The organism is Rhodococcus sp. IC4_135, assembly GCF_011602025.1.
GTDB classification, from domain to species: domain Bacteria; phylum Actinomycetota; class Actinomycetes; order Mycobacteriales; family Mycobacteriaceae; genus Rhodococcus_F; species Rhodococcus_F baikonurensis.
The window spans coordinates 815,816-840,859 of record NZ_JAAOLG010000001.1; the positions used below are offsets into that span (position 1 = coordinate 815,816).

Genomic DNA, 25,044 nt, shown 5'->3' on the forward strand with positions numbered 1-25,044 from the left:
CCGATCTCACTAGCGTCTGTGCGTAGTTCACTTCACACGCGAGGCGAGGAGCCGGCAGTGTCCACAGCAGAAATCAGTGAGGGGTCGCCGCAAGAGCGACGCACCCCGGATGCCCAGGCATTCATAGACATGCAAGCGAGTCCCGAATTCCAGGAGCTCCGAACGCGTCTGCGCAAGTTCGTTTTCCCCATCACTGCATTCTTCCTGCTCTGGTATGCGGTGTACGTCGTCCTGGCTACCTATGCCCACGACTTCATGGCCACCAAGGTCCTCGGCAACATCAATCTCGGCATCATCCTCGGCCTCGGGCAATTCGTCACGACCTTCGCCATCACCGCGTGGTACGTGAAGTTCGCCGGGCGTGAGCTCGATCCCCGCTCCGCTGCCATCCGTGAAGAACTGGAAGGTCCCGCACAGTGATCACCACACTCGCCGCGTCCGGAACGGACGTAGGAAACCCCGCCTTCAACATCGCGATCTTCCTCGCGTTTGTCGTCGTGACCATGACGCTGGTCATCCGCGCCAGCCGGACCACCAAGAAGGCGTCCGACTTCTACACCGGCGGTGGGCAGTTCACCGGCCCGCAGAACGGGTTCGCCATCGCCGGCGACTACCTCTCGGCGGCATCGTTCCTCGGTATCGCAGGTGCGATCGCCGTGTACGGCTACGACGGTTTCCTGTACTCCATCGGATTCCTTGTCGCCTGGTTGGTTGCGCTGCTTCTGGTGGCCGAATTGCTGAGGAACACAGGCAGATTCACGATGGCCGACGTGCTGAGCTTCAGGCTCAAGCAGCGTCCGGTGCGCATGGCTGCAGCCCTGTCCACGCTTGCCGTTTCCCTCTTCTATCTTCTTGCTCAGATGGCCGGCGCCGGCGGGCTGGTCGCGCTGCTGCTCAACATCGACGGCAAGGTGGGACAGTCGATCGTGGTCGCGATCGTGGGTGTGCTGATGATCGTGTACGTCTTGGTCGGCGGTATGAAGGGCACCACCTACGTGCAGATGGTCAAGGCGGTTCTGCTGGTTGCCGGAGCCGGAATCATGTTCGTGCTCGTTCTGTGGGCAGTACGCGGCAACTTCTCCCAGTTGCTGGCCAATGCGCAGGACATGGTCAACAGTTCCACCACCAAGGGTGTGCAGGGACGCGACATCCTCGGGCCGGGTGCGAAGTACGGACTCTCCGGCATGACCAAGCTCGACTTCATCTCTCTCGGAATCGCTTTGGTGCTCGGCACCGCCGGCCTGCCACACGTGCTGATGCGCTTCTACACGGTACCCACCGCCAAGGAAGCTCGCCGCTCGGTGACCTGGGCGATCGCGCTGATCGGTGCCTTCTACCTGTTCACGCTGGTTCTCGGCTACGGCGCGGCCAGCATGGTCGGACCGGACAAGATCTTGGCAGCACCAGGTAAGGAGAACGCGGCGGCCCCGCTGCTCGCCTTCGAACTCGGTGGCACCATCTTCCTGGGCATCATCTCGGCGGTGGCGTTCGCGACCATCCTCGCCGTCGTGGCCGGCCTCGCGATCACTGCTTCGGCGTCGTTCGCTCACGACATCTACGCCAGTGTCATCAAGCGCGGCAACGCAACCGAGGAGCAGCAGGTGCGAGTTTCTCGAATCACCGTCGTGGTCATCGGACTCGTCTCCATCGTTCTCGGCATCATGGCGATGGGACAGAACATCGCCTTCCTGGTGGCTCTCGCCTTCGCCGTGGCGGCCTCGGCGAACCTGCCCACCCTGCTGTACTCGCTGTTCTGGAAGAAGTTCAACACCACCGGAGCGCTGTTCAGCATCTACGGCGGATTGATCAGCTGCTTGACGCTGATCGTGTTCTCCCCGGCAGTCTCGGGTAAGCCGTCGTCGATGTTCCCGAACTCCGACTTCGCCTGGTTCCCGCTCTCGAACCCCGGCATCGTCTCGATCCCGCTGGCATTCGTCCTCGGCATCGTCGGTACGTACATCGGACGCAACAAGATCGAAGATCCGGCAAAGCAGGCGGAGATGGAAGTTCGCTCCCTCACCGGCGTCGGCGTCGAAAAGGCTGTCAGCCACTAGTACGGGCAAAGCCCCGTGCGTCTTTCTGGTACCTCCGGTTACGGAAAAGGCGCACGGGGCTTATTGTTCTGCCATGGCAAAGCTCACAGTGAAAATCGATGTTCCGCTTCCTCCCCAAGAAGTGTGGGACAAGGCGTCCGATCTCAGTGGATACGAGAACTGGCTCGTGGTTCACGACGGATGGCGCAGTGAACTTCCCGAGCAGTTGGGTGTGGGCACCGAGATCAGCTCGGTCGTGACCGTGAAGGGCCTGCGCAACCGCGTTCGGTGGACCATCAAGAAGTACGACGTCCCGAAGGCGATCTCGCTCAAGGGAGACGGCAAGGGTGGGGTCAAGCTCGGTCTCGAACTCGACGTGAAGGCAAAGGGCGACGGGTCGGAACTCGCGCTGACAGTCGAGTTGGGCGGCGCTCCGTTGTTCGGCCCGATCGGTTCGAGCGTGGCGCGGGCGCTCAAGGGCGATGTGGAGAAGTCACTGGCCCAGTTTGTCCAGATCTACACCTAGTTTGTCGAGATCTACACATTGAGCTACTTCACCGCTAACATGGGTTAGGATTCTTTTCGGCGGGATAAACCGGGCATCGGTTGGTTATTGGTGCGGGTCCCGCCGGAAAGGATTCGATCAATGTCGTCTCGTCATGGGTACGGCGCACCACCTGCGTCCATGCCTCGATCCGTGCAGGTTCTGATCGGACTCTTGGCGGTAGTTGCAGTCGGTGGAACCGCGGCATTCGCCGTGACGTTCAAAAGCGTCAGCGACAAGGGAGAACTCGGTGCGGGCGCCGCTGCAGCTGCTACGGCAACCAATTGTGACAACCCTGAAACCGTGACCGTGGCGGCCGATCCGTCGATCGCCTCGGGACTCGAAGCTGTCGCCGCTGCCATCCCCGCTACGGAACTCGGGTGCATCTCGCTCAGCGTGACGCCGCAAGATCCCGTGCTCACTGTCGCGGCGATCGCCGACGGTACGGCGCCCGCCCTGTGGATACCTGATTCGGGCGAATGGCTGGACAAGGTTTCCGCAAGCGGGCAGGAGGTTCGCCGGATCAGCAACTCGGTCGCGTCCACCCCGGTTGTCGCCGTCTCGGCGCCAGGCACCGAGGCACCCGGCGCATGGACGGACGTCCTCGGCGCTCCAGCACTGCACATCGGCGATCCCCTGACCAGTGCCGTCTCCAGCGCACCGATCGTGGCAGCCTTTGCCGAGACCCAGTCGCGGGGCGGGGACCTCACGTCCATATCGGCAGCCTTGGTCCCGGTGGCGCAAGCGCAGTACGGAAATCTGAAGGAAACCGGTTCGACCGGACGCATCCAAACCGTGGACGCGGACGGCGGGACCGCGGTGACTACCGAGCAGACCTTCGAGGCCTATCTCGCCGCACATGCGGACAGTCGACTCACCGCGTCGGTACCGTCGTCCGGTTCGGTCTTCATGGACTACCCGATGGCACGTGTGGGTGCAGCCTCGTCAGCGGCGGACGGCGCCGGCAAACTGCTGGCGGCAGCGCTGACATCGGACACCGGGCGCTCGGTACTTGCCGGCCTCGGGTTCCGCGGCGCGGATCAGGCCCCACCGGTCGCCGGTGGAGTGGGAAAGGTCGTGTCACTGGTGCCGTCCGATCCGACTGTGGTCACCAAAGCGCTTGCGCGGTACGAGATTCTGTCCAGGCCTTCCCGTGCGTTGGCAGTTGTCGACGTCTCGGGGTCCATGGACTACATGCAGGACGGGGTCACTCGAATGGCCGCGACGGCGCAGGCCGGTGACATCGCGATCCGAATGTTTCCTGCCAACGCACAATTGGGTCTCTGGGCATTTTCCGTAGATCTCGGTGAGGGGACGGACTACCGCGAACTCGAACCCGTCGCCCGGATGGATGCAACTGAAGGCGACACGGATCATCGGAACAAACTGCTGTCTCGGATCGACGATCTCTCTTCGATCGTCGGCGGCGGAACAGGTTTGTACGACAGCGTTCTCGCCGCGTATCGGTCCATGCAACAGTCCTACGATCCGGCCTCGATCAATTCGGTGATTCTGCTTACCGACGGTGCGAACGACGACCCGTCGGGTATCTCGCTGCAGGAACTTCTCGACACCCTGACTCGCGAGCAGGACCCGGCGCGGCCGGTACCGATCATCACCATCGGTGTCACCGATGACGCCGATACCGATGTGCTCGAGCAGATTTCGGCTCTCACCGGCGGTAACAGTCACTTCGCTCCGGCACCGGCAGACATCCCGAAGGTCTTCGTCGGCGCGATCAGTGGGCGCGCCGGCTGAGCTACTCGAGAACGGGTGCGTCGGCGCTGTCCGTGATCCATTCGGTAGCGAGCTTCTCGAGGGTGCCGTCGGCGTAGAGCGCATCCACGGCGGCAGAGACGCACGCGGTCAGTGGACTGTTCTTCTCCAGCACCAACCCGAAGAATTCGGTGACCGCGTTGGGGCGCGGAAACTGACCCACGATGACCGACCCGGGCAGTTCGTTCTCGGTGATGTGGAATCCGGTCGGAATGTCGACGACCAGTGCGTCGATCTCGCCCGCGGCCAGCGCAGCTTTCGCGTCGTCCGTGGTCGCGAACTCGCGGGGCGCAGTGGTCGGAACAATCGTGTCGGTGATTGCCGCGAGGCTGGTGGAACCGGTTTGAGCGCCCAAGCGGTAGCCGGCGAGATCCGCAAGATTCTTTGCACCGGCTGCTTTGCTTCCGTCAGAGGCGATCACCGACTGCGCGACTGCGTAATACGGCGAGCTGAAGTCGACGTTCGCGCGGCGATCTTCGGAAATCGTGAATTGATTGACGTCGAAGTCGAAATCCTTGGGGCCAGGTTTCAGTGCGTCGTTGAAGGCGACCGTGGTGAAGCGAACCTGGTCGGTGTTGTATCCGAGCTTGTCGACGACGGCCCGGGCCACCGCACCTTCGAAGCCCTTGCCATTCGACGGAGTGTTGTCGACGAACCACGGCGCGTATGCCGGTGAATCGGTGGCGATGGTCAAGAAACCGTCCTCGAGGGTGGTCCCGCTCTGGGGTCCGCACTTGTCCACGGCGGTGGTCGAGGGCAGTTTGGTGAACGCCTCGGGAACCGTGGTGGTGGTGTCTGCTGCCGCAGGGGCCTCCGGCTGCGGCGAACATGAGCCCAACAAGATCGAGGAAGCGAAGATCGCGGTCACGGCAACTGCGCGTCGTGTCATAGGCACAAGGCCATCTTGCCTGTTTGTCCGGTATCGACGTGACGGGGGTCTCGTATGAGCGGAGTTCACGCAGCTGAGCGTCGTAGTGCAAGGCGCTCCGACGGTGTCGTCCCACCCCATACTCCGTGTGGTTCAGCGGTGTCGAGTGCAAAGGTCAGGCAGTCTCGAATGACCGGGCAGCGGAAGCACACCTGCTTCGCCGAACTTTCCCGTGCAGCCCGATTGCGTCCGCGTTCTTCACCCGGCGAATAGAACACCGCCGGGTCCACTGTTTTACAGGTGGCGAACATCCGCCAATTGTTGTCGACCAACGGCTCCACGGAACTGCGAACTGTCATCGTGGTCTCCTCTCCCATCGAGAAACCAGTCTTGCCCGTGGCCTGGTGCAGCGGCAGGTTTCCGATCCGTCAGATTTCTACTGCCAGACACAGCGCTATCCAGCACAATGAGAAAATGGCAACGACGGATCGGGGTCAGATCACACTCGACGGCACAACCGTGTCCGTGACCAATCTGGGCAAGATCCTTTACCCCGAGAGCGGCACCACGAAGGCCGAAGTCATCGACTACTACACCCGTATCGCCGCAGTCATGCTTCCGCATGTCGTCGGTAGGCCGGGCACTCGTAAGCGTTGGCCCAACGGTGTGGACGGTCAGTCCTTCTTCGAGAAGAACCTTGCGTCGTCAGCCCCGCAGTGGCTCACGCGTGCGTCGCTGCAACATTCTGATCGTGTCGTCACTTACCCGATCTTCGATTCCGTTGCATCCCTGGCGTGGCTGGGTCAGCAGGCCGCACTCGAATTGCACGTTCCCCAATGGCGATTCGACGGTTCCGAGCGTGGTCCGGCGACACGACTGGTATTCGACCTCGACCCGGGCGAAGGCGTCGGGTTGACCCAGTGCGCCGAGGTGGCCAGGTCGATTCGCGATCTGGTCGCAACTCTGGGGTGGACTGCCTATCCGGTAACCAGTGGTAGCAAGGGAATTCACCTCTACGTTCCACTGGATCGAGCCTTGGACGGCAGTGGTGCGTCGACTGTCGCCAAGCAGATCGCCACCGGGCTCGAGAAGCTTCACCCGGATCTCGTCACCGCGACGATGGCTCGAAATGTCCGGGCAGGCAAGATTTTCGTGGACTGGAGTCAGAACAACGCAGCCAAGACAACCATTGCGCCGTATTCGATGCGCGGTCGCGATCAACCCTATGTTGCCGCGCCGCGTAGTTGGGATGAACTCGACGATCCGAAACTACGGCATCTGTTGTTCGACGAGGTTCTGGAGCGCGTCGAATCCGACGGTGATCTGCTGAGCGATCTGGATCCGCCGGTCTCGGCGGCTGTAGCCGACACGTTGACGCACTATCGCAACAAGCGGTCGGCCGACCGGACACCGGAGCCGATCCCTGCTGCGGTGACCAAGGAGAGCGCGGGCAATACCTTTGTGATCCAGGAACATCACGCCAGACGATTGCATTACGACGTTCGCCTCGAGCGGGACGGTGTGCTCGTGTCCTGGGCTGTTCCGAAGGGCGTGCCGACCAGTGCCGGAGAGAATCGGTTGGCCGTGCACACCGAGGATCACCCGCTCGAATACGCCACGTTCTCGGGCACGATTCCGAAGGGGGAGTACGGCGGCGGTTCGATGACGATCTGGGATTCCGGGACGTACGAGACCGAGAAGTGGCGTGAAGACGAAGTGATTGTGCGCCTCAGCGGCGAACGGGTGCAGGGACGATTCGCGCTGATCCGGACAAAGGGTGACCAGTGGCTGATGCATCTGATGAAGGATCAGAACGCGAGTTTCGGAACTGAGTTTCCCAAGAATCTCGAGCCGATGCTTGCCACCGCTGGAACGCTCGAAGGTCTCGACCCGCAGGAGTGGGCCTTCGAAGGCAAGTGGGACGGGATTCGAGTGATCCTCGAATATCATTCGGGCACAATGTCGCTTCGCAGTCGCGCGGGTAACGACAAGACCGGGGACTATCCAGCCCTTGCCGGGTTGGCCGAGGTGCTGGACGGTCATGACGTGGTTCTCGACGGTGAAGTGGTGGCGTACAACGACGCGGGAGGTACAGATTTCGGCCTCCTCCAGCGAGGTGGGGAACCGGTATTCCTGGCCTTCGATCTTCTGTACCTCGACGGAGTGTCTTTGCTGCGGAAATCCTATTCGGATCGCCGCACCGTGTTGAATGCGTTGGCGGGCAAGGTCGGTGAGCTCGAGGTGCCCCCACAGATCGAGGGTACGGCGGAGAACGCGTTGGAGGTGAGTGCCGATGCGGGGTGGGAAGGGATCGTCGCCAAACGTCGTGCATCGGTCTACCTTCCGGGACGGCGTGGGTCGAGTTGGATCAAGGTGAAGAACTGGCGCACTCAAGAGGTGGTGATCGGTGGGTGGCGCACCGGACAGGGCAATCGAGCGCAGGGGATCGGGGCGCTGCTCATGGGAATTCCGGGTGAGGACGGGTTGACCTACGTGGGCCGCGTCGGTACCGGATTCAGTGATCGTGATTTGGAGTCACTGCTTGCGGTGCTGGAACCGTTGCGTCAGAAGGAAAGTCCGTTCGAGGAGGAACTTCCAGCAGATGACCGAAAGGGGGCGGTCTGGGTGAGGCCTGAACTCGTCGGTGAGGTGCGGTTCATGGATTGGACGGCAACCGGACGCCTTCGCCATCCGAGTTGGCGGGGTCTGCGGGAGGACAAGAAGCCAGGCGACGTCACAGGGCGGGAATAGGATGCGTCGACGATTGCTCGGCTAGGTCTGATCCAGCATCGTGAGATAGGCATCGAGTTGAGCCGCGCCGGCGAGAAGGTTGCGGCTGCGTGTGGTCAGCCGGTCTTGCCAGGAGTCGAGGAACGCTGCCAACGCGTCCGCTCCGCCTGCCTCGCGCAGCGAGTCGAGAAACTGGGCGACTTGCGACAGTCGGTAGCCGCCGCGCCGCAGTTGCCGTGCGATCTCGGCGTCGCGCACACACTCGGGACCGTATTCGCGATAACCCGTTGCCTGTTCGCGTTCGGGACGCAGGATGCCGTGCTCTTCCCATGTGCGCAGTGTCGCCGGATGAACGCCGAGACGGCGCGCGAGCTCACCCACCGTCAGCGCTGGACCGTGTACCTGTGCCGGTGCTGTGGTGGACAGAGTCCCCAGCGCAGTGGCTACCTCGGTGCGAGTTCCTCGCTCGGCGAGCAGCGTTACGTGCGCACTGTCGATCAGGCGGTAGGCGGACTCGGTGTCGCCCTGGTTGGTCGCACGCATGATTTCCGTGGCCCGCCGGTGCCCGTGGCCGCCGCGCAATGCGAGGAAAGTACGCAGGGCTTGTGCGTGAACTGGGTTGTATCGCCGGTAGCCGTGGTTGCTGCGCTCGGATAGAGGAAGGACGCCGGCATCGTCGTAGTTGCGGATCGCCTGTGCGGACAACCCGTGTTCACGCGCAAGGTCGATGGGCCGCACTGATCACCTCCGATTGAGGCTTTTCACGGTATACCCCAGGTAATTATCGTCAAAGTTTCACCCGAACCTTCAACGATACTGTCGAAGGCAGTCCACCTTCGAAAGGGATGATCATGTCCACTGCCCCAGCGCTGAGTGAGTTCGGCCGCCAACTCGAAGACGCGGCAGGTCTTGGTCGTGCCGTCGACGAACTGCTCGCAACGCGAACCACGGGGCCGGCTCTACTCGCCCTCGGAGAGCCGACCCACGGAATCAAGGCATTTCCGTTGCTGCGCAACGAACTTCTCGGCCAACTCGTCGAACGAGGATATCGGTCGATCGTGCTCGAAACAGATGCCTTAGCGGTGTTGCTCGTCGACGACTACGTGAACGGGGGAGAGGTGGACATCGAGAAGGTGCTCGCCACCGGCTTCAGTCACGGATTCGGGGCGGTACCGGGTAACCGCGAACTCGTCGAATGGCTACGCGATTACAACGACGGTCGCGCTCCGGCTGACCGAGTTCGCTTCTACGGCTTCGACGCTCCGGTGGAGTATTCCGGCGCGCCGAGCCCACGTGGCGCGCTGTCTGCGGCAGGTGACTTCCTGCCCGCTGCGATGCGACCGCACTCTTTCGACGACATCGACCTTCTGCTCGGGCAGGACACCGACTGGAGCAACCCGGCGGCGATGTTCGATCCGGCTGCGTCTATCGGCAACTCCGATCATGCTCGCGCCCTGCGCATCATTGCGGACGACCTCGGCAGCGTCCTGCGGCGCGCCGCACCGGTGCTGCGGTCCGCCGACCCGACCGGGTACGACCTGGCCCTCGCACACGCACGCACCGCTGTAGGTCTTCTGCGATACCACGCCGCGATGGCGAGTTCCGCTCCTGATCGCATCGGCACTCTGCTCAGCCTGCGTGCCGAGATGATGGCCGAGAACCTGCTGGCCGTCGTCGCCCAGGAGCAGCGACGCGGGCCGGGCCTGCTGTTCGCACACAATGCCCATCTCTTGCGAGTGCAGTCCGACATGCCGGTCAACGGCGACGTGGTCAGTTGGGGAAGCGCCGGTTCACTCGTCGGACTTGCCCTCGGAGAGCGTTACGTAGTCGTGGCAACCGACGCCAACCCAGACAGTGATCCGGGCACTCTGCAGGGTGCGTTGGCCGAAGTGACCACTCGGCGTGCCCTGTTCTCGACTCCGGCCCTGCGAGCGGCGCTCGGCACTTTGGTCACTGCGGGCGAACCAATCCTGCCAGGGCACCTGCCGCTGAAACCTTCGGAGTTGAACGGAGCGGACGCGGTCATCTTCGTCGCGGATACTGATGGAAAACGTCATCAGTACTGGTAAGAGCGTCAGGGGCAGAGCGCGTGCGCGAGCATCGCGACGGTGTCCGGTTGGTCCTTCGGCGTCGACGTCAGTGTCACGGTGAACGCACGATCGGGCGTCGCCCCGGACAGCGTGTAGTACCCGTAGATCCCGCCGCTGTGGCCGATATAGGTGACGCCGCAGGGAAGTTCGGTGGCGCCGACGCCCAATCCGTACCCGGATCCCTCGGCTTCGGTGGCGGCGACCTGAGGGGTGGTCATCTCGGCAAGCTGCTCGGCCGGCACCACCTGCCCGTCGAGTAGTGCTCGCCAGAAGACGTTCAGGTCTGTGCCCGTCGAGACCATCGCTCCGGCAGACCACGGGATCGACGGTTCGGTGCGGGAAACATCGGTCAGACCACCGTCGAGATCTTGATAGCCCGTCAGGTGGTCGCCCCTGATGTCGCGCTCGCCGGCCGGCGGGAGGTACGTGTCTTCCAGGTCCAGCGGATCGAGTATTCGAGACTGGAGTTCATCGGCGTAGCTGCGGCCGGTCACGGATTCGACGAGCATTCCGAGAACGATGTAGTTGGTGTTGGTGTAGACGAACGACGTTCCGGGGACGAATTGCGCCGGTTTACCGAGGGCGATGGCGACCGCGGCGGACGGCGTCAGCGTACGGTCCTCGTTTGCGGCAATCCATTCGTCGGCGCCGGGTTCTCCGGCGAATTCGGGAAGGCCGCTGCGATGTTGCAGCAGTTGTCGCACGGTGATTGCGCTGCCGTCGATGCCGCTGCCGTCTATTCCACTGCCGTCGATGCCCCTGCCGTGCAGTAGGCCCGGGAGGTACTGCTCGATCGGTGCGTCGAGGTCGATCTTGCCCTCGGCGACCAACTGCAGAACGAGGGAAGCGGTGAATGTCTTTGTCACACTACCGATCCGGACGCGGTCGTTCTTGCCGATCGAATCGCCGTTGGTCCGGTTGGGCACGCCGCTCGTCATCACAGCCGTTGTGGTGCCGTCGTCGAGTGTTGCGATCGACCCGACGACACCCGACCTGGTGAGTCCGTCGAGATCCGATTGAATCTCCACTGCGCGCTGGAGCGTCGAGCAACCGATCAGCGCCGTGGTGGCTCCGATGATGACCGCGGCGACGAGCAGGTATGAGCGCATGAGTCGAATTTATGGACTTCGTCGCTGGATCGGATCCAGGAAATCCCCCATCATTCCCTGATCTTCTGCCAGGCCGGGACGTAAGGCCTGTTTGTTGAAAACCGACAAATCGGATCAATCATTCCTGTCCGAACACCACGTCCACGCCGTTAACATCCGAACGAAGTGTTTGTTTTCACGTGTCTTACCAGTTCACGGCTATCGAGGTGCGCTGCCGCGCGCCGAAACGACTCCCACGAAGGACGGATGCATGAAGAAGTCGACACTCCGCACGGGAACGGTCGCGGCTCTGCTGACCGGAAGTGTCCTGTTGCTCTCCGCTGCCCCTGCCTCGGCCGATCCGGGAAGTCTCGGCAGTGGCGGCAGTAGCGGGAGCTCCGGCAGCCTGGGAAGCGCGGGCAGCATCAGCAGTGGATCAGCCGCCCTGCCCATCCCGAGTCCGGCAGGCCTGATCGCGCTGGCAGCAGCGAGCACTCAGACCGGAAAGCCCTACCAGTGGGGCGGCGTCGGTCCGAACTCGTGGGACTGCTCCGGGCTGGTGCAGTGGGCGTTTCGGCAGGCCGGAGTGAATCTGCCACGGACCAGTCAGCAGCAGGCCAACGTCGGACAGCCGGTTCCGCGGTGGGCCCTGGCGCCCGGCGACGTCATCACCTTCTACCCCGGTGCGACCCATGTCGGCATCTACGCTGGGTTCGGAATGGTGTTCAACGCCTATGGAGTTGGTGTTCCGACCGGACTGACGCCGCTGGCGGATCTGCCGATCAACAACATCCGCAGGTTCTAGAACCTGCACAGAACCTTCACAAGTCCTCCCAGGTTCATCCACGACGGCCGAATACAGTCAGTTCCATGAGTCAGCGAAGAGTGCTCGTGGTCGACGACGAGGTCAGTATCTGCGAGTCCATCGCGGCGAGGCTGCGTGCCGAGGGCTACGACGTCGAGCTGGCGTTCGACGGTCCCAGCGCGGTGACCCGCTGCGAGGAGATGGACGCCGACCTGGTGGTGCTCGACGTGATGATGCCGGGATTCGACGGACTCGAGGTCTGCCGCCGCATTCAGTCCGTGCGCCCGGTGCCGGTGCTGATGCTGACCGCCCGTGCCGACGAAACCGACATGCTGATCGGTCTCGGTGTCGGGGCCGACGATTATCTGAGCAAGCCGTTCAGCATGCGTGTCCTCGTCGCCCGTGTTCAGGCCTTGCTTCGGCGCGCTGATCGTGCGGAGCACGCTGCTCGCCCGGTGACCGACCTACTCGAGTTCGGCGATGTCGTGATCGACCTGACCGAGCGTCGAGTACGCCGTGATGCCCAAGAAGTCCACCTGACCCGCACCGAGTTCGATCTCATCGCCTACCTGGCGGAGCGGCCGCGAGCTGCGATCCCGCGGGAGTCGCTGCTCGAGGAGATCTGGGGCTGGGGAGAGGGAGCGGGTAGTCGGACCGTCGACAGCCACGTCAAGGCGCTACGACGCAAGCTCGGACCTTCCGTGATCCGGACCGTTCACGGCGTCGGGTACGCCTGGGACGTGCCGCGATGAGCGTCGTCGACCGGCTTTTCGCACGATGGCCGCGGCCGCTGGACCCGATGCGGTCCTTCAAAGTGAAGGTCGGCCTCCTGGTTGTCGCAGCGCTGTTGTTCGCCGCGGGTGGTTTCTGGTTGACCTCGCAACAACCGTTTCGTTTCGCCCTTCTGACGGCGTTGGTTGTCGCACTCGGAGTTACGCAGGTGCTCGCACACGGAATGACGTCACCGCTTCGCGAGATGACGGCCGCAGCGAAGGCGATGGCGCGCGGTGACTACTCACGGCGAGTGCGAGCGACTTCCCGCGACGAGGTAGGCGAGCTCGCCCATGCGTTCAATCGGATGGCCGAGGACCTCGGTGCAGACGACCGGTACCGCCGCGAACTGATCGGCAACGTCTCCCACGAATTACGTACGCCCATCACCGCTTTGCAAGCGATGCTCGAAAACGTCGTCGACGGTGTCGAAGAACCGGATCCGGCGATGATGAAATCGGCGCTGCGGCAGACGGAACGACTGGGCGCGCTGGTGGCCGACCTTCTCGACCTCTCGAAACTCGAGGGTGGCGCGATGCCGTTGAAGCGGCGCCGATTCGAGGTCGAGCCGTTCCTCCGCGAGCTGTCGAGTGTGAGCGCGGGCGACATCGAGATCGACGTGAAGCCTCCGCAATTGTCCGTCGTAGCCGATCCGGATCGCCTCCATCAGGTGGTGACCAACCTGGTGGGCAACGCAGTTCAGCACGGGAACGTCGACACGAAAGTTGTCATCCGAGTGCGTACCGGCAGTGCAGGGGAGTTGGTGCTCGACGTCCACGACGACGGCCCCGGCATCGAACCACAAGCCCGCGAGCGAGTGTTCGACCGCTTCATACGAGGCGGATCGACAGACGGTGGCACCGGGCTCGGCCTCGCGATCGCGAAGTGGGCCGTCGAATTGCATGACGGCAGGATCGCCGTCGTCGACGCCCCGTCGGGCTGCTGCATTCGAGTAGTGCTGCCGCAGAACTGAATCGAAGTCTCTGACGAGATCGAGAGATCTCGCGATGGCGCATGCCTACATCAGGCATTCGTCTGTATTTCCGACCCTGAAATCTGAACCAGAAACATAGGAGATCACATGAGCGCTCCGATAGTCATTCCACCGAAAGCGCCGATGCCGGCCGTGAAACCCAAGCGTCCCAGCCGGTTCTGGCGTCCCGATCGCACGTCGATGGCCACCCGCTCGATGCTCGTCGGCGCGGCCGCAGTAGGGGTGCTTGCGGCTCTGATCCTTGATCCAGGGTTCGTGAGTGTCGCGTACGTGATCGTCGGTGTCGGCGTGGTGACCGTGTTCGGGATTCTGACGCCGCCGCGGATGACCGTGACGCAGTGGGTCGCCGCCATCGGGATGCTCGCACTACTGGGCGTTGCCGCCGTTCGCGGTGCAGAGTGGTTGGTGTTCCTCTGCGTCGTAGCCGCGTGGGTTCTGTTCACGTGGACTCTGATCGGCGGGCGGACGTGGACCGGGATACTCCTGGGAACGGTCGCTCCCTGGCGGGCGCCCCATCGGACGGTCAACTTCGTTCGTCGTCGCAAACTTTCGACCCGCTCTGCTCCGCGGGTGCCGGCCGTGCGAGTTGTCGTCGTCAGCGCAGTATCGGTTGTTCTCCTGCTGATCTTCGGATCTTTGTTCGTGAGCGCGGATCCGGAGTTCGCGAAGATCTTCGGCGGCTTCACTCCTGCCATCTCGGTGTCGAACCCGGGGGCACGGATCTTCGCCGGTGTCGTGATGGCGTTCGGCACGCTGGTTGCGGTGTATCTGCGTCGGAGAACGCCGACGGTGGACGCATTTGCGCCTGCACCGGCGACGCCGTTGCCGATGTGGGAGTGGGCGGTCCCGCTCGGAGTGCTCAACGTGCTGTTTCTCGGTTTTGTTGCAGTGCAGACGAAAACGCTGTTCGGGGGAGACGAGCACGTACAGGTGACCGACGGACTGACCTATGCGGACTACGCGCGTGAGGGTTTCTGGCAGCTCATGGCGGTCACCGTGCTGACGCTGCTCGTCATCGCGGTCGCAGTGCGGTTCATCGACCGCCGCGACGCCGGATCGAGGCGTCTTGCCCGCGGACTGTTGGGTGCACTGTGTCTCTTCAGCCTGGTGATCGTGGCGTCCGCAGTACACCGGATGTGGTTGTACGAGAATCAGTACGGTTTCACGGTGCTCCGGGTCAGCGTCTTCGCCACAGAGTTACTTCTGGGATTCGTGTTCGTATTGTTGCTCGGCGCAGGTATCCGGATGTCCGGGAAGTGGCTGCCCACAGCCGTTCTCGCCACTTCAGCCGTCGCGCTGCTGGCCTTCGCGGTGTTCAACCCTGACGCGTACATCGCGCAAAAGAACGTGGAGCGGTTCGAGGGCGGCAAGAGCATCGACGTTTCCTACTTACACGGGCTCTCCGTCGATGCGGTGCCTGCCTTGGATCGTCTACCGGAACCGCAGCGTTCATGTGCCTTGAGTAGATATCGATTCGGAGTGCCGGGTACCACTGTGCCCTGGGAGTTCAATGCTGCGCGTGAGAAGGCCCGCGACATCCTGGACGCTCGCCCGGTCGGGCCGTGCCTGCAGATGTACACGGTCGGATAGACGCAGGGCCATTGTGCAGCCGCGCGCCGGATATGGCGCGCGGCTGCACAATCGGCGAGCGTCACTTGGTCGATCAGTGCACGGCGAGTGAGATCTTCTCCCTCTCCTGCGCCGACACCACGTCGCGCGTGGAGCGCAAGTCGATGGTCACGCTGTTGAGTTTGCCGCCGTAACGGAAGGTGCCGTGCTCGGCGAACTCCTCCGCCACCGGACTGCCCCGATTGATGCCGACGTCGAGCTGTTCGTTCATGCTGAAGATCGCCCGAGTGGTCTTCTCGATCCGGCCCTCGGCGACCACCTCGCCGTCGACGCTCAGGGTGGCGGTTCCGCCCTTGCCGATTCCGCCGCCGTCGTACTCGAAGTGGACGGACACCTCGCTCGTATCGGGTGTCAGCGGGTTGCGCCCACGCACGAAGGTCCGGCCGCCGCCGCTGAAGTTGTAGCAGTAAACCGGAACGGAATCGAGTATGTACAAAGCGAATCCGCCGAACCGGCCGCCGAGGCTGACCAGCATGCCGTCGGCGACGCTACCCAGACTCGCGGTGAGTGTGTACGAGCGGTTGAAGAACGTCGGCGCAGCCTTCTCGACCAGTCCGTTCATGTGTGGATACAGAGTGAGGGTTGTGCGGCCCATCATCGGATGCGGTGGTCGTGATTCCGCGGTGGCGTGGCGGCCGACCGTTCTGTCGTCCAGTGGCAGTACCTGATACTTGGCGGCCTCGACGAGGAACTTTTCCTTGAGCCGGGCCAGGATCTCGGGATGCTCGTCCGCGAGATCGCGGGCCTGCGACCAGTCGACCGAGGTGTCGTACAACTCCCAACGATCTTCGCTCATCGGTGTGAGCTCGAGGCCGTGAGTGGCCATCAGCCAGGGTGCGCGGTGCGCCGTGACTGCCGTCCAGCCGTGATCGTAGATTCCGCGGTTGCCGAAAATTTCGAAATACTGTGTGGTGTGGCGCTCTTCGGCTTCGGGCTCGGCGAAGGTGTAGTTCATCGCCACGCCCTCCATCGGTTTCTGGGTGACGCCGTCGACGCTGGTCGGCGCCGGAATACCGGCAGCTTCCAGGATTGTCGGCGTGATGTCGACGCAATGATGCCACTGCTCTCTGATGCCTGGCTTGTCGATCCCCTTGGGCCAGTGGGCGATCAGGCCGTTACGGGTGCCGCCGTAATGAGACGCGACCTGCTTGGCCCACTGGTACGGGGTGTCGAGAGCCAGAGCCCACGACGCCGGATAGTGCGGGTAGCTGGTTTCGGTTCCCAATTCGTCGTAGCGCGCCAGCACGTCGGATGTCGCACTCTTGTAACCGTTGAGGCCGGCGAGATAGTTGAACGAGCCCTCCATACCGCCCTCGGCGGAAGCGCCGTTGTCACCCATCATGTAGAGCACCAGCGTGTTGTCGAGGACGCCCATGTCCTGCAACCGGTCGACGAGCCTGCCTACCTCGTCGTCGGTGTGCTCGAGAAATGCCGCGTACAACTCCATCAAACGGGCCGAGACCTTCTTCTGGTCGTCGTCGAGTTCGTCCCAGTGTGGGAGTCCCGGAGCCCACGGGGCCAGCTCGGTATCTGGAGCGACGACGCCCAGTTCCTTCTGCTTTTCGAGGGTGATCTCGCGTTGACGATCCCACCCGTGATCGAATTCGCCGACGTACTTGTCCAGGTAGCGGTCCGGAACCTGTAGTGGGGCATGGCAGGCGCCGAAGGGGAGGTAGCAGAACCACGGCTTGTCCGGGTCCGTCGTGTTGACACCCTCGACCCATTCGATCGCGTGGTCGACCAAATCCTCGGAGAGGTGGTAGCCCTCCCGTGGCGTCTTGGGTAAGTCCACCATCGTGAAGTCCTCGTAGAGAACCGGGGAGAACTGGTCGGACTCGGCACCGAGAAAACCGTAGAACTTGTCGAAGCCCTCACGGACCGGCCATCGATCGAACGGCCCGGCGGCGGTGGTCTCCCACGTCGGGGTCTGGTGCATCTTGCCGAAAGCGCCCGTCGCATAACCGTTTCCCTGCAGGACACGGGCAACAGTCGCCGCGGAAGCTGGACGCGTCCCGTTGTATCCCGGTGCAGCATTCGCCATTTCGGAGATGACACCCATGCCGACGCTGTGGTGGTTGCGTCCGGTCAGAGTGGCAGCACGCGTCGGTGAGCACAGAGCCGTGGTATGGAATCGGCTGTACTTCACACCGGTCTCGGCCAAACGCTCGGCCGTGGGTGTGCGGCACGGGCCACCGAACGCCGAAGGTGCACCGAATCCGACGTCGTCGATCATGATCAGCAGCACGTTCGGTGCCCCGGCAGGCGGCCGAAGCGGTTCCGGGCGGGTGTACGGGGGATTCTGATCGGGGTAGTACACGGCGGCCGCGACGTTCGGCGTCTCGGGAATGATCGGGATGGAATGGCGATTCACCAGCAGGCTCCTTGGCGTGTGCAAAACCGGGTCGATTAAGCAGTCGTCTTAAATTGGAGCGTAACGGTCACGACTTCGCTAGCAGCCTCGGTCTCGCTGACTGGGACAATCACCCCTGTGAGCGGTTAAGGAGTCCCTGCACTCCCTAACCGCGCACAGGGGTGGGTGTTGCAGAATTAAGGCAGTGACTTATATGGTCGGTGCATGCCCGCCTCGTTGGATGCCAAGAACGCCATGGTCGCCGTCGCCGAGCGTATGTTCGCCGAGCACGGTATTCACGAAGTGTCCATGAGGGACGTGGCAACGGCGGCGGGGCAGCGCAACAACTCTGCAGTTCAGTACCACTTCGGTGGGCGAGACGGTCTGGTACTGGCCGTATTCCGGCATCGGATGGATCAGATCAATGCAGCACGACTGACATATCTCGACGACATCGACGCCAGTGGCGGACCGACTTGGTCCGCGCCTTGGTCGAAGCCTTTCTGTACCCGTTGGCCGATTTCATGGCGACAGTCGACGGGTCCAACTACGCGCGTTTCATTGCGAGAATTTCACCGTCTGTGGATACACAGAGTGCTGAGTTTCGTGAGGTCAGTGAAGGAATCAACGAAGTAGTCGGCAGGTTGACGCGGGCCTTGCCGCATCTGCCCCGCCGCGTCGCGGTTGAACGGATCGATCTGACGTTCAACATGAGCGTCTCCGCTATGGCCATCTTCGAGCAGCGCCGCGAAGACGAAAACCCGGTTGTGCAGGCAGATTTCGATACGACGGTGGATCATCTGGTCGATCTCGCGGTAGGAGCACTGACCGCACCTCAAAGCGCACACAAACGCACACGAGCAAAGCGGGTGCACGCGTCGACTGACGTGTGACCCCTTCAGCCCCGACAGGACGGAGTCATCCGATGGCTATCCTTACATCATCACGCACAGTTCAAATCGGCAATCACACAATTGAATTCGGACCACGTGGCATGCGCCGCAATCCGGAAGGCGTTGAATCGATGCCGTACGAGCGGTTCACTCTGACGCCCGTCACACCGTTCATCGGTGCGGAGATCACCGACATCGACTTGCGTGATCCGTCGGCCGAGCAGATCGAGGATCTACGTCGGGCCCTCCTCGAATGGAAGGTCGTGTTCTTTCGGGACCAGCCGATTTCGAGCTTGAATCATCGCGACTTCGCGGCCCATTGGGGTGAACTCGAGGTTCATCCACTTCTCCCGCAGGGAGACGTCCCGGCCGTCGTCAGATTCGAACGCGGAGAAGACAGTCCAGGAACCGAAAACATCTGGCACGTCGACGTCACGTGGACCAAGACACCGCCCCTCGGTTCGGTCCTTCGGGCGATCGACGTACCGCCCGCCGGTGGTGACACCCTCTGGGCCGATATGGGTAACGCCTTCGACTGCCTCCCCGACGAGATCAAGGACTTTATCGACGGCAAGGACGCCATCCACGATTTTGTGCCGTCCTTCGGACGCGGCATGAGCCCGGAGAAGTTGGAACAGATGAAGGAGCAGTACCCGCCGGTCCTGCATCCGATGGTGCGTAAGCATCCGGAAACCGGGCGAAAGACGCTGTTCGTCAACAGCCTCTTCACCACCCACATTCCGGACATGGATCCTGCCGAAGGCAACGATCTGCTCAACCTGTTGTTCGCACAGGTCAAGGTCCCGGACTTCCAGTGCCGCTTCAAGTGGGCGCCGAATTCCATTGCCTTCTGGGACAACCGGGCCACCCAGCACTACGCGGCGAGTGATTACTTCCCCCATCGCCGCGTGATGGAGCGCGTGGCGATCCTCGGAGACGCGCCCTTCTGATTTTGTACTCCACTCGCGCAGGACTGGCGGTGGTCGGCGACGACCCGAGCGAGATCACGTATCTTTGCCATCGAGGAAGTCGGCGACCACCTTCATGAACAATTCCCGCTCTTCGATGTGCGGCATGTGGCTCGAATGTTCGAATCGGACCCACCGTGCTCCGCTGATCTCGCGGACAAAAGGTTCGACAGTGCGATCGGTTGCTTCGTCGTACGCACCGTTGATTACCAGCGTTCGAGTCTGAATCCGGGAAAGACGTTCTTTCACAGACCAATTGCGTAGGGATCCGATGACGTGAAACTCGCTTGGACCGTTCATCGTGTGATAGACAGTCGGATCGGTGTCGATCCACTTGAATGTCGCCGCCACTTCCGGTGGGGTCGGAATCGAGCGACATACATGTCGATCGTAGAACTCCGACATTGCCGCCCGATACTCCTGTGAGTCCGTCGTACCTGCATGTTCGTTGCGCAGCAACGCTTCTTGGACGTCAAGTGGCAAGGCGCTCCGCAGTTCGGCTGCTGCGTCCACCCAATCCTGCATCGATGCCGGTGAATTCGCGATCACCAGATTCCGAAGCCCTGGTGGTCGGCGTAGCGCATGCTCAGCCGCCAGCATGCCACCCCATGATTGACCCAAGAGGTCGTACTCGCCGATTCCGAGCTCCGAGATTAGATTCTCGAGCTCGCGGAGGAACAGGTCGACGGTCCAGAAATCGTAGGGAGCTTCGGACATATGCGTCGAGCGTCCATTTCCCAATTGGTCGTAGTGTATGACGGATCGGTTGCCGTTGACCAAATCGCTCAGGCTGACCAGATAGTCGTGGGTGCAACCAGGCCCACCGTGTAGCACCAACAGCGGACGACCACGTTCTCGAGGCCCTTCGCTTTCAGCTGTCCAGCGGTAGTAGGTACTCCATTGTTCGAATCCGACTACCGATTCTTCGACAGTATGCACAGCCGTATCTCCTTGCAGCTTGTGGGCGATGCTCTGATCCTCGGCTCCAGCAACGGCGTTGCCAACCTGTTCTGTGTCTGAACAAAACTCGCGTGAGCGCCCTCCGCGGACAAAACTATGACCTGCATCTCAAGGTTGCTTTCGATGAATTCTTTTTGTGTAACAGCTGGATTAACTGACGCGTGTCGGATGGGAAGGTCACTCGTTGCTGCTCAGAGGTGGGGCCGCAATCGACATACTAGTGATCTTCGGCTTATCTGGGTTGCACTTTTTGTTCAGTAACAAATGCTATTGCACCTGAACTATCGCACCCTGCATGCTCGGCTGACCAACCAATAACATGCAAGGAGGTGAGTTCGAGTTGACTTTCTCAGTCGGCCCGGGGTTTCCCAGGCCGGATGCTCAGTTGATGGAGAGATTTACCCGAGTTACCGCAGCAACACTTGGCCACACAACAGATTTCGGGTTTCCTCGCGGATTGAAGCCAGTTGGTCCTTCGGGCCGATTCGCGGGTCCGGCCCTGACAGTCAAGATCCCCCATCTCGATTCGACCGCTGTTCATCGTGCGATGAGTTTGGTTCAACCGGGGGATGTTGTTGTGATCGATCAGTCCGGCGACGATTACCGTTCCAGTTTTGGTGGCACGCTTGCCGCAATCGCTGCGGATGCGGGAGCAGTCGCAGCGGTGTCGAACGGTTCGACTAATGATGCGACCGAAATTCGTGAACTGGGGTTCCCAGTGTTCTCTCGCGGTCTTACGGCTTTGACGACACGAATCTTGATGTTGGAAGGGCAGATCAACGTCCCAGTCAGCGTCGGTGGCGTTGTCGTGATGCCTGGTGACATCGTATTCGGCGATGACGACGGTATCGCCGTCGTGCCGGCCGCGCAGGCTCAAGAGGTAGCAGATCGATTGTCGCTCATTGAGATCGACTTCGAGCGTTCGGACCTTCGTGGCACTGTGGCCAGGGGTACTGACCTAGCCGAGTTGACCGGTGCGTCCGGTCAAGGTCCGCGATGACTACGGGCGGCAGCCTCGCAATCAGATTGGCTCAAGTGTCTTCGGTGCGTGATGTATCGACGAACGCGGAGCTGTGCCAGTCGTTGGTAGACCATGCGGTGCGGGAAGGAATCGACCTCCTGGTGTTTCCCGAATCGGCGTCGAGTCGGACCGATGCCGTCGACGAATCTCCCCAGGATGAACGGCTCGATGGATTCTTTGTTCGTAGGTTAGCCGAATCCACGCGCGGAACTGAGCTGACCGTCATCGTAGGAGTCACCGAGACCGCCGATACGGGAAGGCCTTTCAACACCATCGTGGCGCTTCGCGACGGCGAGATCATATCCACGTACCGGAAGATACACCTGTACGACGCCTTTGCCTTCCGCGAATCAGACTCCGTTACTGCAGGAGACGGAACTCTCAGTACCTTTGTGGTCAAGGGGTTCTCGATCGGAATGCTTACCTGTTACGACATACGATTCCCGGAGGTTGCCAGACTGTTGGCGGACAAAGGCGTCGATGTTCTGGTGCTTCCGACATCATGGGTTTCCGGACCGCTCAAGGAAGAGCACTGGGAAACCCTGTGCAAAGCCCGCGCCTTGGAGAACACATGTTTCCTCGCTGCCGCCGGTCAAACAGGAGGCAACCGAATCGGGCGCAGCATGATCGTCGGTCCGGACGGTGTGGTGCGAGCGATGGCTGGAATAGAGGAAGGCACTGTGTCCGTCAGCCTTTCGATGAACCTCCTTCACTCTGCCCGGCACGTGATGCCGGTCCTGAAGCAACGGCGCTTCTTCGTCGATCCAAGAGCAACAGATGTCGTATCGGCATCCGATTGCCAGTACAGCAGGAGCTGACAATGACTACATTCATACGACGTCGACACACGATCGCGGCAGTGCTGTGCGCAGGTTCGGTCCTTGCAGGATCGGCCTGTAGTAGCGGCGCTACCGCCGACAGTTCAAGTGCCGCGCAACCCTCGGTGCAGATGGACTCGGCACTTCACGACGCTCTTCCACAGAGGATTCGTGACGCAGGCAAGCTCGTGATCGTCATGCCGGGTGTGAACCCGCCGTGGTGGCAGAAGGCAGGTGACTCCTATAGTGGTGCGGCTGCTGAACTTACCGGCCAACTTGGCGAAGTGCTGGGCATAAACGTCGAGTACGTACCGATGAACGATCTGGCTGGGGCGTTCGCTGCAGTTTCGTCCGGTCGATACGACGCTGGGTTCAATCCCTACGGAGACACCGGCAAATCGGAGAATGTTCAGTTGGTGGACGTGGTGCGTGAGATCGTTCCATTTCTCGTTCCCAAGGGAAATCCAAAGGGTGTGAACGGCCTCGACGACGTTTGCGGGATCTCGGTCTCCGCGCTGGGCCCCGCCGGTACCGGGTCTGCCTACAAAATTCTAACCGATCGTTCCGATCGTTGTGTGGCCGAGGGTAAGTCGGCGATCAATGTGGTGGGTCTCAAGTCGGTTCCTGATGGGGTTTTGTCTGTCAAGTCGGGGCGCGCTGATGCATTCTTCGCCTCCGGCGCACCACTTTCCTACTATGCAAAGACTTCGGACGGTGCGCTGGAGATCACCGGAAACGATGCCGACAACGGATTTTCGAATCTTTACCAGGGCATGATTCTTCCGTTGAGCTCTCCGTTGACGCCGACAATTCTGGCGGGATTTCAGAAGGTGTTCGACAGCGGCACCTACGACGAGATCATGAACCGTTACGAACTCCAGGCTCAAATGCTCGACGCTCCTGGTGTCGACCTCGCCAGGGCGAAGTGACATGACCGCCAGCGACATGCGTGATCTCGGGACTGCCCGCGTGACCCCTGACGGTGACGATATGATCGATGTGTCGATCGCAAAGCGTCCGCCGAGGCCGTGGACGTGGTTCACGGCAGTTGTCGTCGGAGTTCTTCTCGCTCAACTCGTCAACATGATGGTCCGAAACCCCAACTTCGAATGGGATGTCGTCGCCGAATATCTGAGCAGTGAACAAATATTGAAGGGTCTGGTGGTGACGTGCTACTTGACGATTCTGGCGATGTTCATCGGAGTCGTGTTCGGTGGAGTACTCGCCGCGTTCCGAATCGCGGACAACCCGGTGCTTCGCGCGATCGCATCGGGATACATCTGGGTCTTTCGTGGAACTCCGCAGCTTGTTCAGTTGATCTTCTGGTTCAATATCGCACTGTTGATTCCGGTTCTCGGGATCGGAATTCCCTTCGGACCGACATTCATTCAATCCGAGGCGAATTCGGTGATAACCCCCTTTCTTGCTGCGGTGGTAGGTCTCGGTCTTCACGAGGCGGCATATCAGGCCGAGATCTATCGGGCGGGTCTTCTATCCGTCGACGAGGGACAGATAGACGCTGCCAAGTCGGTCGGCATGAAGCCGATGTCGATCTTCCTGAGAATTCAACTGCCGCAAGCGATGCGGTTCATTGTCCCGCCGACATTCAGTCAGATCATCGGCATGACGAAGGCTACGTCCATCGTGAGCGTCATCGGCGGCGCGGAACTGTTGTTCTCGGCTCAGGAAATCTACAGTGACACATTCCAAACGATTCCATTGTTGATCGTGGCCTGTATCTGGTATCTCGTTCTGACCACCGTACTCAACTTCTTCCAGTATTTCATCGAGGCGCACTACGCCAAGGGTGCCACCCGAAGCGCGTCGACCAATGCCGGCACCTGGTTTGCGCAGTGGGTGTCGAAGGGTTTGCGCAAGAATCGAATGAGGACGTCATGACGGATCGAACCAGAAGTACGGGACAACCGCTGCTCTCTATTCGCAATTTGCGAAAAAGATACGGAGACAATGAAGTATTGCGCGGAGTCAGCCTGGACGTACACCGCGGCGAAACCGTGGCGATTCTCGGAGCATCCGGTTCGGGCAAATCGACGATGTTGCGTTGCGTCAACTATCTGGAACGGCCAGACGGTGGCTCAATCACTCTCGGTGGTGAGTTGCTCGGGTGTGAACTGAGTCCGCGCGGTCTCCGGATGCTCGGTGAGGGAAAGATCTCCAGACAGCGCCAGAAGACAGGGATGGTCTTTCAGAGCTTCAATCTGTTTCCCCATTGGACCGTGCTCCGGAACGTGATCGACGCGCCGATCCACGTTCGAGGCCTAGACAAGGGTAAGGCTCGCGAACTCGGTCTGAGATTACTGTCGAGGGTGGGATTGGAAGATCGTGCGGACTCGTACCCGAAGCACCTTTCCGGGGGACAACAGCAGCGTGTATCGATTGCGCGCGCATTGGCGATGGAGCCGGAGTTGTTGCTCTTCGACGAGCCGACCTCGGCCTTGGATCCGGCTAACGTCGGGGAGGTGACCTCGGTGATGAAGCAGCTGGCCGACGAAGGATCGACCATGATGGTTGTCACTCACGAGATCGGCTTTGCACGCGCCGCGGCATCCCGGGTCGTTGTGGTGGCGAACGGTTCGATCGTCGAGGACGGTCATACCGAGCAAGTGCTGCAGGCGCCGCGGAGTCCGATCACCGAGTCCTTCCTGGAGAACACCCTGCACCGATGATTCGATTCAGGAGCGGACG

23 protein-coding genes are annotated in these 25,044 nt (G+C 61.4%); 17 read left to right on the forward strand and 6 right to left on the reverse strand.

The annotated features are described in order from the left end of the window. The first annotated feature begins 57 nt into the window (after window positions 1–57). From G8767_RS04005 to G8767_RS04020, 4 genes are all read left to right on the forward strand, one after another. Window positions 58–420 (forward strand): DUF485 domain-containing protein, encoded by a 363-nt coding sequence (locus G8767_RS04005; protein ID WP_003939976.1) that lies wholly within the window; start codon window positions 58–60, stop codon window positions 418–420. Further along, a complete protein-coding gene (locus tag G8767_RS04010) occupies window positions 417–2,054 on the forward strand; it encodes a cation acetate symporter (RefSeq protein WP_007727752.1) in 1,638 nt (545 codons plus the stop codon). Before G8767_RS04005 ends, G8767_RS04010 begins: the two co-directional genes overlap by 4 nt. A 73-nt stretch (window positions 2,055–2,127) precedes the next feature. After that, window positions 2,128–2,559, forward strand: coding sequence for an SRPBCC family protein (locus G8767_RS04015; protein ID WP_003939735.1), 432 nt, complete (start codon window positions 2,128–2,130; stop codon window positions 2,557–2,559). 120 nt (window positions 2,560–2,679) lie between these two features. Next, the gene (locus G8767_RS04020) at window positions 2,680–4,335 is read left to right on the forward strand and encodes a substrate-binding domain-containing protein (protein WP_124567516.1); all 1,656 of its coding nucleotides are present in this window, start codon (window positions 2,680–2,682) and stop codon (window positions 4,333–4,335) included. A gap of 1 nt (window position 4,336) precedes the next feature. On the opposite strand, the gene G8767_RS04025 is transcribed toward G8767_RS04020, so the two are convergent. Next, window positions 4,337–5,242, reverse strand: a complete 906-nt coding sequence (locus tag G8767_RS04025) for a transporter substrate-binding domain-containing protein (protein ID WP_095971210.1) — start codon at window positions 5,240–5,242, stop codon at window positions 4,337–4,339. Window positions 5,243–5,307: 65 nt separating this feature from the next. Then, on the reverse strand, window positions 5,308–5,580 hold the full coding sequence (locus G8767_RS04030; protein ID WP_050654722.1) for a WhiB family transcriptional regulator: 273 nt from the start codon (window positions 5,578–5,580) through the stop codon (window positions 5,308–5,310). A gap of 115 nt (window positions 5,581–5,695) precedes the next feature. Here G8767_RS04030 and G8767_RS04035 point away from each other — a divergent pair, with 115 nt between their 5' ends. Next, the gene (locus G8767_RS04035; protein ID WP_166809391.1) at window positions 5,696–7,972 is read left to right on the forward strand and encodes an ATP-dependent DNA ligase; all 2,277 of its coding nucleotides are present in this window, start codon (window positions 5,696–5,698) and stop codon (window positions 7,970–7,972) included. Between the two features lie 21 nt (window positions 7,973–7,993). On the opposite strand, the gene G8767_RS04040 is transcribed toward G8767_RS04035, so the two are convergent. Then, a complete protein-coding gene (locus G8767_RS04040) occupies window positions 7,994–8,689 on the reverse strand; it encodes a MerR family transcriptional regulator (RefSeq protein WP_166809392.1) in 696 nt (231 codons plus the stop codon). A gap of 107 nt (window positions 8,690–8,796) precedes the next feature. Between G8767_RS04040 and G8767_RS04045 the strand changes: the two genes are divergently transcribed. Next, the gene (locus tag G8767_RS04045; protein ID WP_166809393.1) at window positions 8,797–10,020 is read left to right on the forward strand and encodes an erythromycin esterase family protein; all 1,224 of its coding nucleotides are present in this window, start codon (window positions 8,797–8,799) and stop codon (window positions 10,018–10,020) included. A gap of 5 nt (window positions 10,021–10,025) precedes the next feature. Here the strand turns inward: G8767_RS04045 and G8767_RS04050 are convergent, their stop codons facing one another. Beyond that, entirely contained in the window at window positions 10,026–11,150 is a 1,125-nt protein-coding gene (locus G8767_RS04050) for a serine hydrolase domain-containing protein (protein ID WP_166809394.1), read from the reverse strand. A 250-nt stretch (window positions 11,151–11,400) separates the two neighbouring features. On the opposite strand from G8767_RS04050, the gene G8767_RS04055 reads away from it, so the two are divergent. The 4 genes from G8767_RS04055 (at window position 11,401) to G8767_RS04070 (ending at window position 15,289) form a co-directional block, all read left to right on the forward strand. Then, window positions 11,401–11,934, forward strand: a complete 534-nt coding sequence (locus G8767_RS04055) for an NlpC/P60 family protein (RefSeq protein ID WP_029255974.1) — start codon at window positions 11,401–11,403, stop codon at window positions 11,932–11,934. Between the two features lie 65 nt (window positions 11,935–11,999). Then, window positions 12,000–12,686, forward strand: a complete 687-nt coding sequence (locus G8767_RS04060; protein WP_095971204.1) for a response regulator transcription factor — start codon at window positions 12,000–12,002, stop codon at window positions 12,684–12,686. Then, on the forward strand, window positions 12,683–13,678 hold the full coding sequence (locus G8767_RS04065; protein ID WP_095971203.1) for a HAMP domain-containing sensor histidine kinase: 996 nt from the start codon (window positions 12,683–12,685) through the stop codon (window positions 13,676–13,678). Before G8767_RS04060 ends, G8767_RS04065 begins: the two co-directional genes overlap by 4 nt. A gap of 108 nt (window positions 13,679–13,786) precedes the next feature. Next, window positions 13,787–15,289: a DUF4173 domain-containing protein gene (locus tag G8767_RS04070; RefSeq protein ID WP_346842956.1), complete on the forward strand. Its 1,503-nt coding sequence runs from the start codon at window positions 13,787–13,789 to the stop codon at window positions 15,287–15,289. Window positions 15,290–15,362: 73 nt separating this feature from the next. Here the strand turns inward: G8767_RS04070 and G8767_RS04075 are convergent, their stop codons facing one another. Continuing rightward, window positions 15,363–17,699, reverse strand: coding sequence for an arylsulfatase (locus G8767_RS04075; RefSeq protein ID WP_166809395.1), 2,337 nt, complete (start codon window positions 17,697–17,699; stop codon window positions 15,363–15,365). Between the two features lie 455 nt (window positions 17,700–18,154). On the opposite strand from G8767_RS04075, the gene G8767_RS35685 reads away from it, so the two are divergent. Further along, window positions 18,155–18,571: a hypothetical protein gene (locus G8767_RS35685; protein ID WP_240951827.1), complete on the forward strand. Its 417-nt coding sequence runs from the start codon at window positions 18,155–18,157 to the stop codon at window positions 18,569–18,571. Between the two features lie 32 nt (window positions 18,572–18,603). After that, window positions 18,604–19,521 carry a TauD/TfdA family dioxygenase gene (locus G8767_RS04085; protein WP_166809396.1) on the forward strand — a complete coding sequence of 306 codons (918 nt, stop codon included), beginning with the start codon at window positions 18,604–18,606 and terminating at the stop codon, window positions 19,519–19,521. A gap of 54 nt (window positions 19,522–19,575) precedes the next feature. On the opposite strand, the gene G8767_RS04090 is transcribed toward G8767_RS04085, so the two are convergent. Continuing rightward, window positions 19,576–20,478 (reverse strand): proline iminopeptidase-family hydrolase, encoded by a 903-nt coding sequence (locus tag G8767_RS04090; RefSeq protein WP_166809397.1) that lies wholly within the window; start codon window positions 20,476–20,478, stop codon window positions 19,576–19,578. Between the two features lie 409 nt (window positions 20,479–20,887). Between G8767_RS04090 and G8767_RS04095 the strand changes: the two genes are divergently transcribed. Genes G8767_RS04095 through G8767_RS04115 form a run of 5 tightly spaced genes read left to right on the forward strand, consistent with a single transcriptional unit; the run spans window position 20,888 to window position 25,025 of the window. Further along, on the forward strand, window positions 20,888–21,499 hold the full coding sequence (locus tag G8767_RS04095) for an RraA family protein (protein WP_206028819.1): 612 nt from the start codon (window positions 20,888–20,890) through the stop codon (window positions 21,497–21,499). Next, window positions 21,496–22,338 carry a carbon-nitrogen hydrolase family protein gene (locus tag G8767_RS04100; protein WP_206028820.1) on the forward strand — a complete coding sequence of 281 codons (843 nt, stop codon included), beginning with the start codon at window positions 21,496–21,498 and terminating at the stop codon, window positions 22,336–22,338. The genes G8767_RS04095 and G8767_RS04100 overlap by 4 nt, the downstream gene beginning before the upstream one ends. Before the next feature lie 2 nt (window positions 22,339–22,340). Beyond that, window positions 22,341–23,267 (forward strand): transporter substrate-binding domain-containing protein, encoded by a 927-nt coding sequence (locus tag G8767_RS04105; RefSeq protein WP_166809400.1) that lies wholly within the window; start codon window positions 22,341–22,343, stop codon window positions 23,265–23,267. 1 nt (window position 23,268) lies between these two features. Then, window positions 23,269–24,237 carry an amino acid ABC transporter permease gene (locus tag G8767_RS04110; RefSeq protein WP_206028821.1) on the forward strand — a complete coding sequence of 323 codons (969 nt, stop codon included), beginning with the start codon at window positions 23,269–23,271 and terminating at the stop codon, window positions 24,235–24,237. Continuing rightward, window positions 24,234–25,025: an amino acid ABC transporter ATP-binding protein gene (locus tag G8767_RS04115; RefSeq protein ID WP_166809401.1), complete on the forward strand. Its 792-nt coding sequence runs from the start codon at window positions 24,234–24,236 to the stop codon at window positions 25,023–25,025. The genes G8767_RS04110 and G8767_RS04115 overlap by 4 nt, the downstream gene beginning before the upstream one ends. Window positions 25,026–25,044 lie beyond the last annotated feature (19 nt).

Bases quoted from the DNA above. Each gene is read 5' to 3' on its own strand.
- G8767_RS04015 (WP_003939735.1), top strand. From the start codon at position 2,128: ATGGCAAAGCTCACAGTGAAAATCGATGTTCCGCTTCCTCCCCAAGAA.
- G8767_RS04020 (WP_124567516.1), top strand. From the start codon at position 2,680: ATGTCGTCTCGTCATGGGTACGGCGCACCACCTGCGTCCATGCCTCGA.
- G8767_RS04025 (WP_095971210.1), bottom strand. From the start codon at position 5,242: ATGACACGACGCGCAGTTGCCGTGACCGCGATCTTCGCTTCCTCGATC.
- G8767_RS04030 (WP_050654722.1), bottom strand. From the start codon at position 5,580: ATGACAGTTCGCAGTTCCGTGGAGCCGTTGGTCGACAACAATTGGCGG.
- G8767_RS04035 (WP_166809391.1), top strand. From the start codon at position 5,696: ATGGCAACGACGGATCGGGGTCAGATCACACTCGACGGCACAACCGTG.
- G8767_RS04045 (WP_166809393.1), top strand. From the start codon at position 8,797: ATGATCATGTCCACTGCCCCAGCGCTGAGTGAGTTCGGCCGCCAACTC.
- G8767_RS04050 (WP_166809394.1), bottom strand. From the start codon at position 11,150: ATGCGCTCATACCTGCTCGTCGCCGCGGTCATCATCGGAGCCACCACG.
- G8767_RS04055 (WP_029255974.1), top strand. From the start codon at position 11,401: ATGAAGAAGTCGACACTCCGCACGGGAACGGTCGCGGCTCTGCTGACC.
- G8767_RS04060 (WP_095971204.1), top strand. From the start codon at position 12,000: ATGAGTCAGCGAAGAGTGCTCGTGGTCGACGACGAGGTCAGTATCTGC.
- G8767_RS04065 (WP_095971203.1), top strand. From the start codon at position 12,683: ATGAGCGTCGTCGACCGGCTTTTCGCACGATGGCCGCGGCCGCTGGAC.
- G8767_RS04070 (WP_346842956.1), top strand. From the start codon at position 13,787: ATGAGCGCTCCGATAGTCATTCCACCGAAAGCGCCGATGCCGGCCGTG.
- G8767_RS04085 (WP_166809396.1), top strand. From the start codon at position 18,604: ATGGCTATCCTTACATCATCACGCACAGTTCAAATCGGCAATCACACA.
- G8767_RS04095 (WP_206028819.1), top strand. From the start codon at position 20,888: ATGGAGAGATTTACCCGAGTTACCGCAGCAACACTTGGCCACACAACA.
- G8767_RS04100 (WP_206028820.1), top strand. From the start codon at position 21,496: ATGACTACGGGCGGCAGCCTCGCAATCAGATTGGCTCAAGTGTCTTCG.
- G8767_RS04105 (WP_166809400.1), top strand. From the start codon at position 22,341: ATGACTACATTCATACGACGTCGACACACGATCGCGGCAGTGCTGTGC.
- G8767_RS04110 (WP_206028821.1), top strand. From the start codon at position 23,269: ATGACCGCCAGCGACATGCGTGATCTCGGGACTGCCCGCGTGACCCCT.
- G8767_RS04115 (WP_166809401.1), top strand. From the start codon at position 24,234: ATGACGGATCGAACCAGAAGTACGGGACAACCGCTGCTCTCTATTCGC.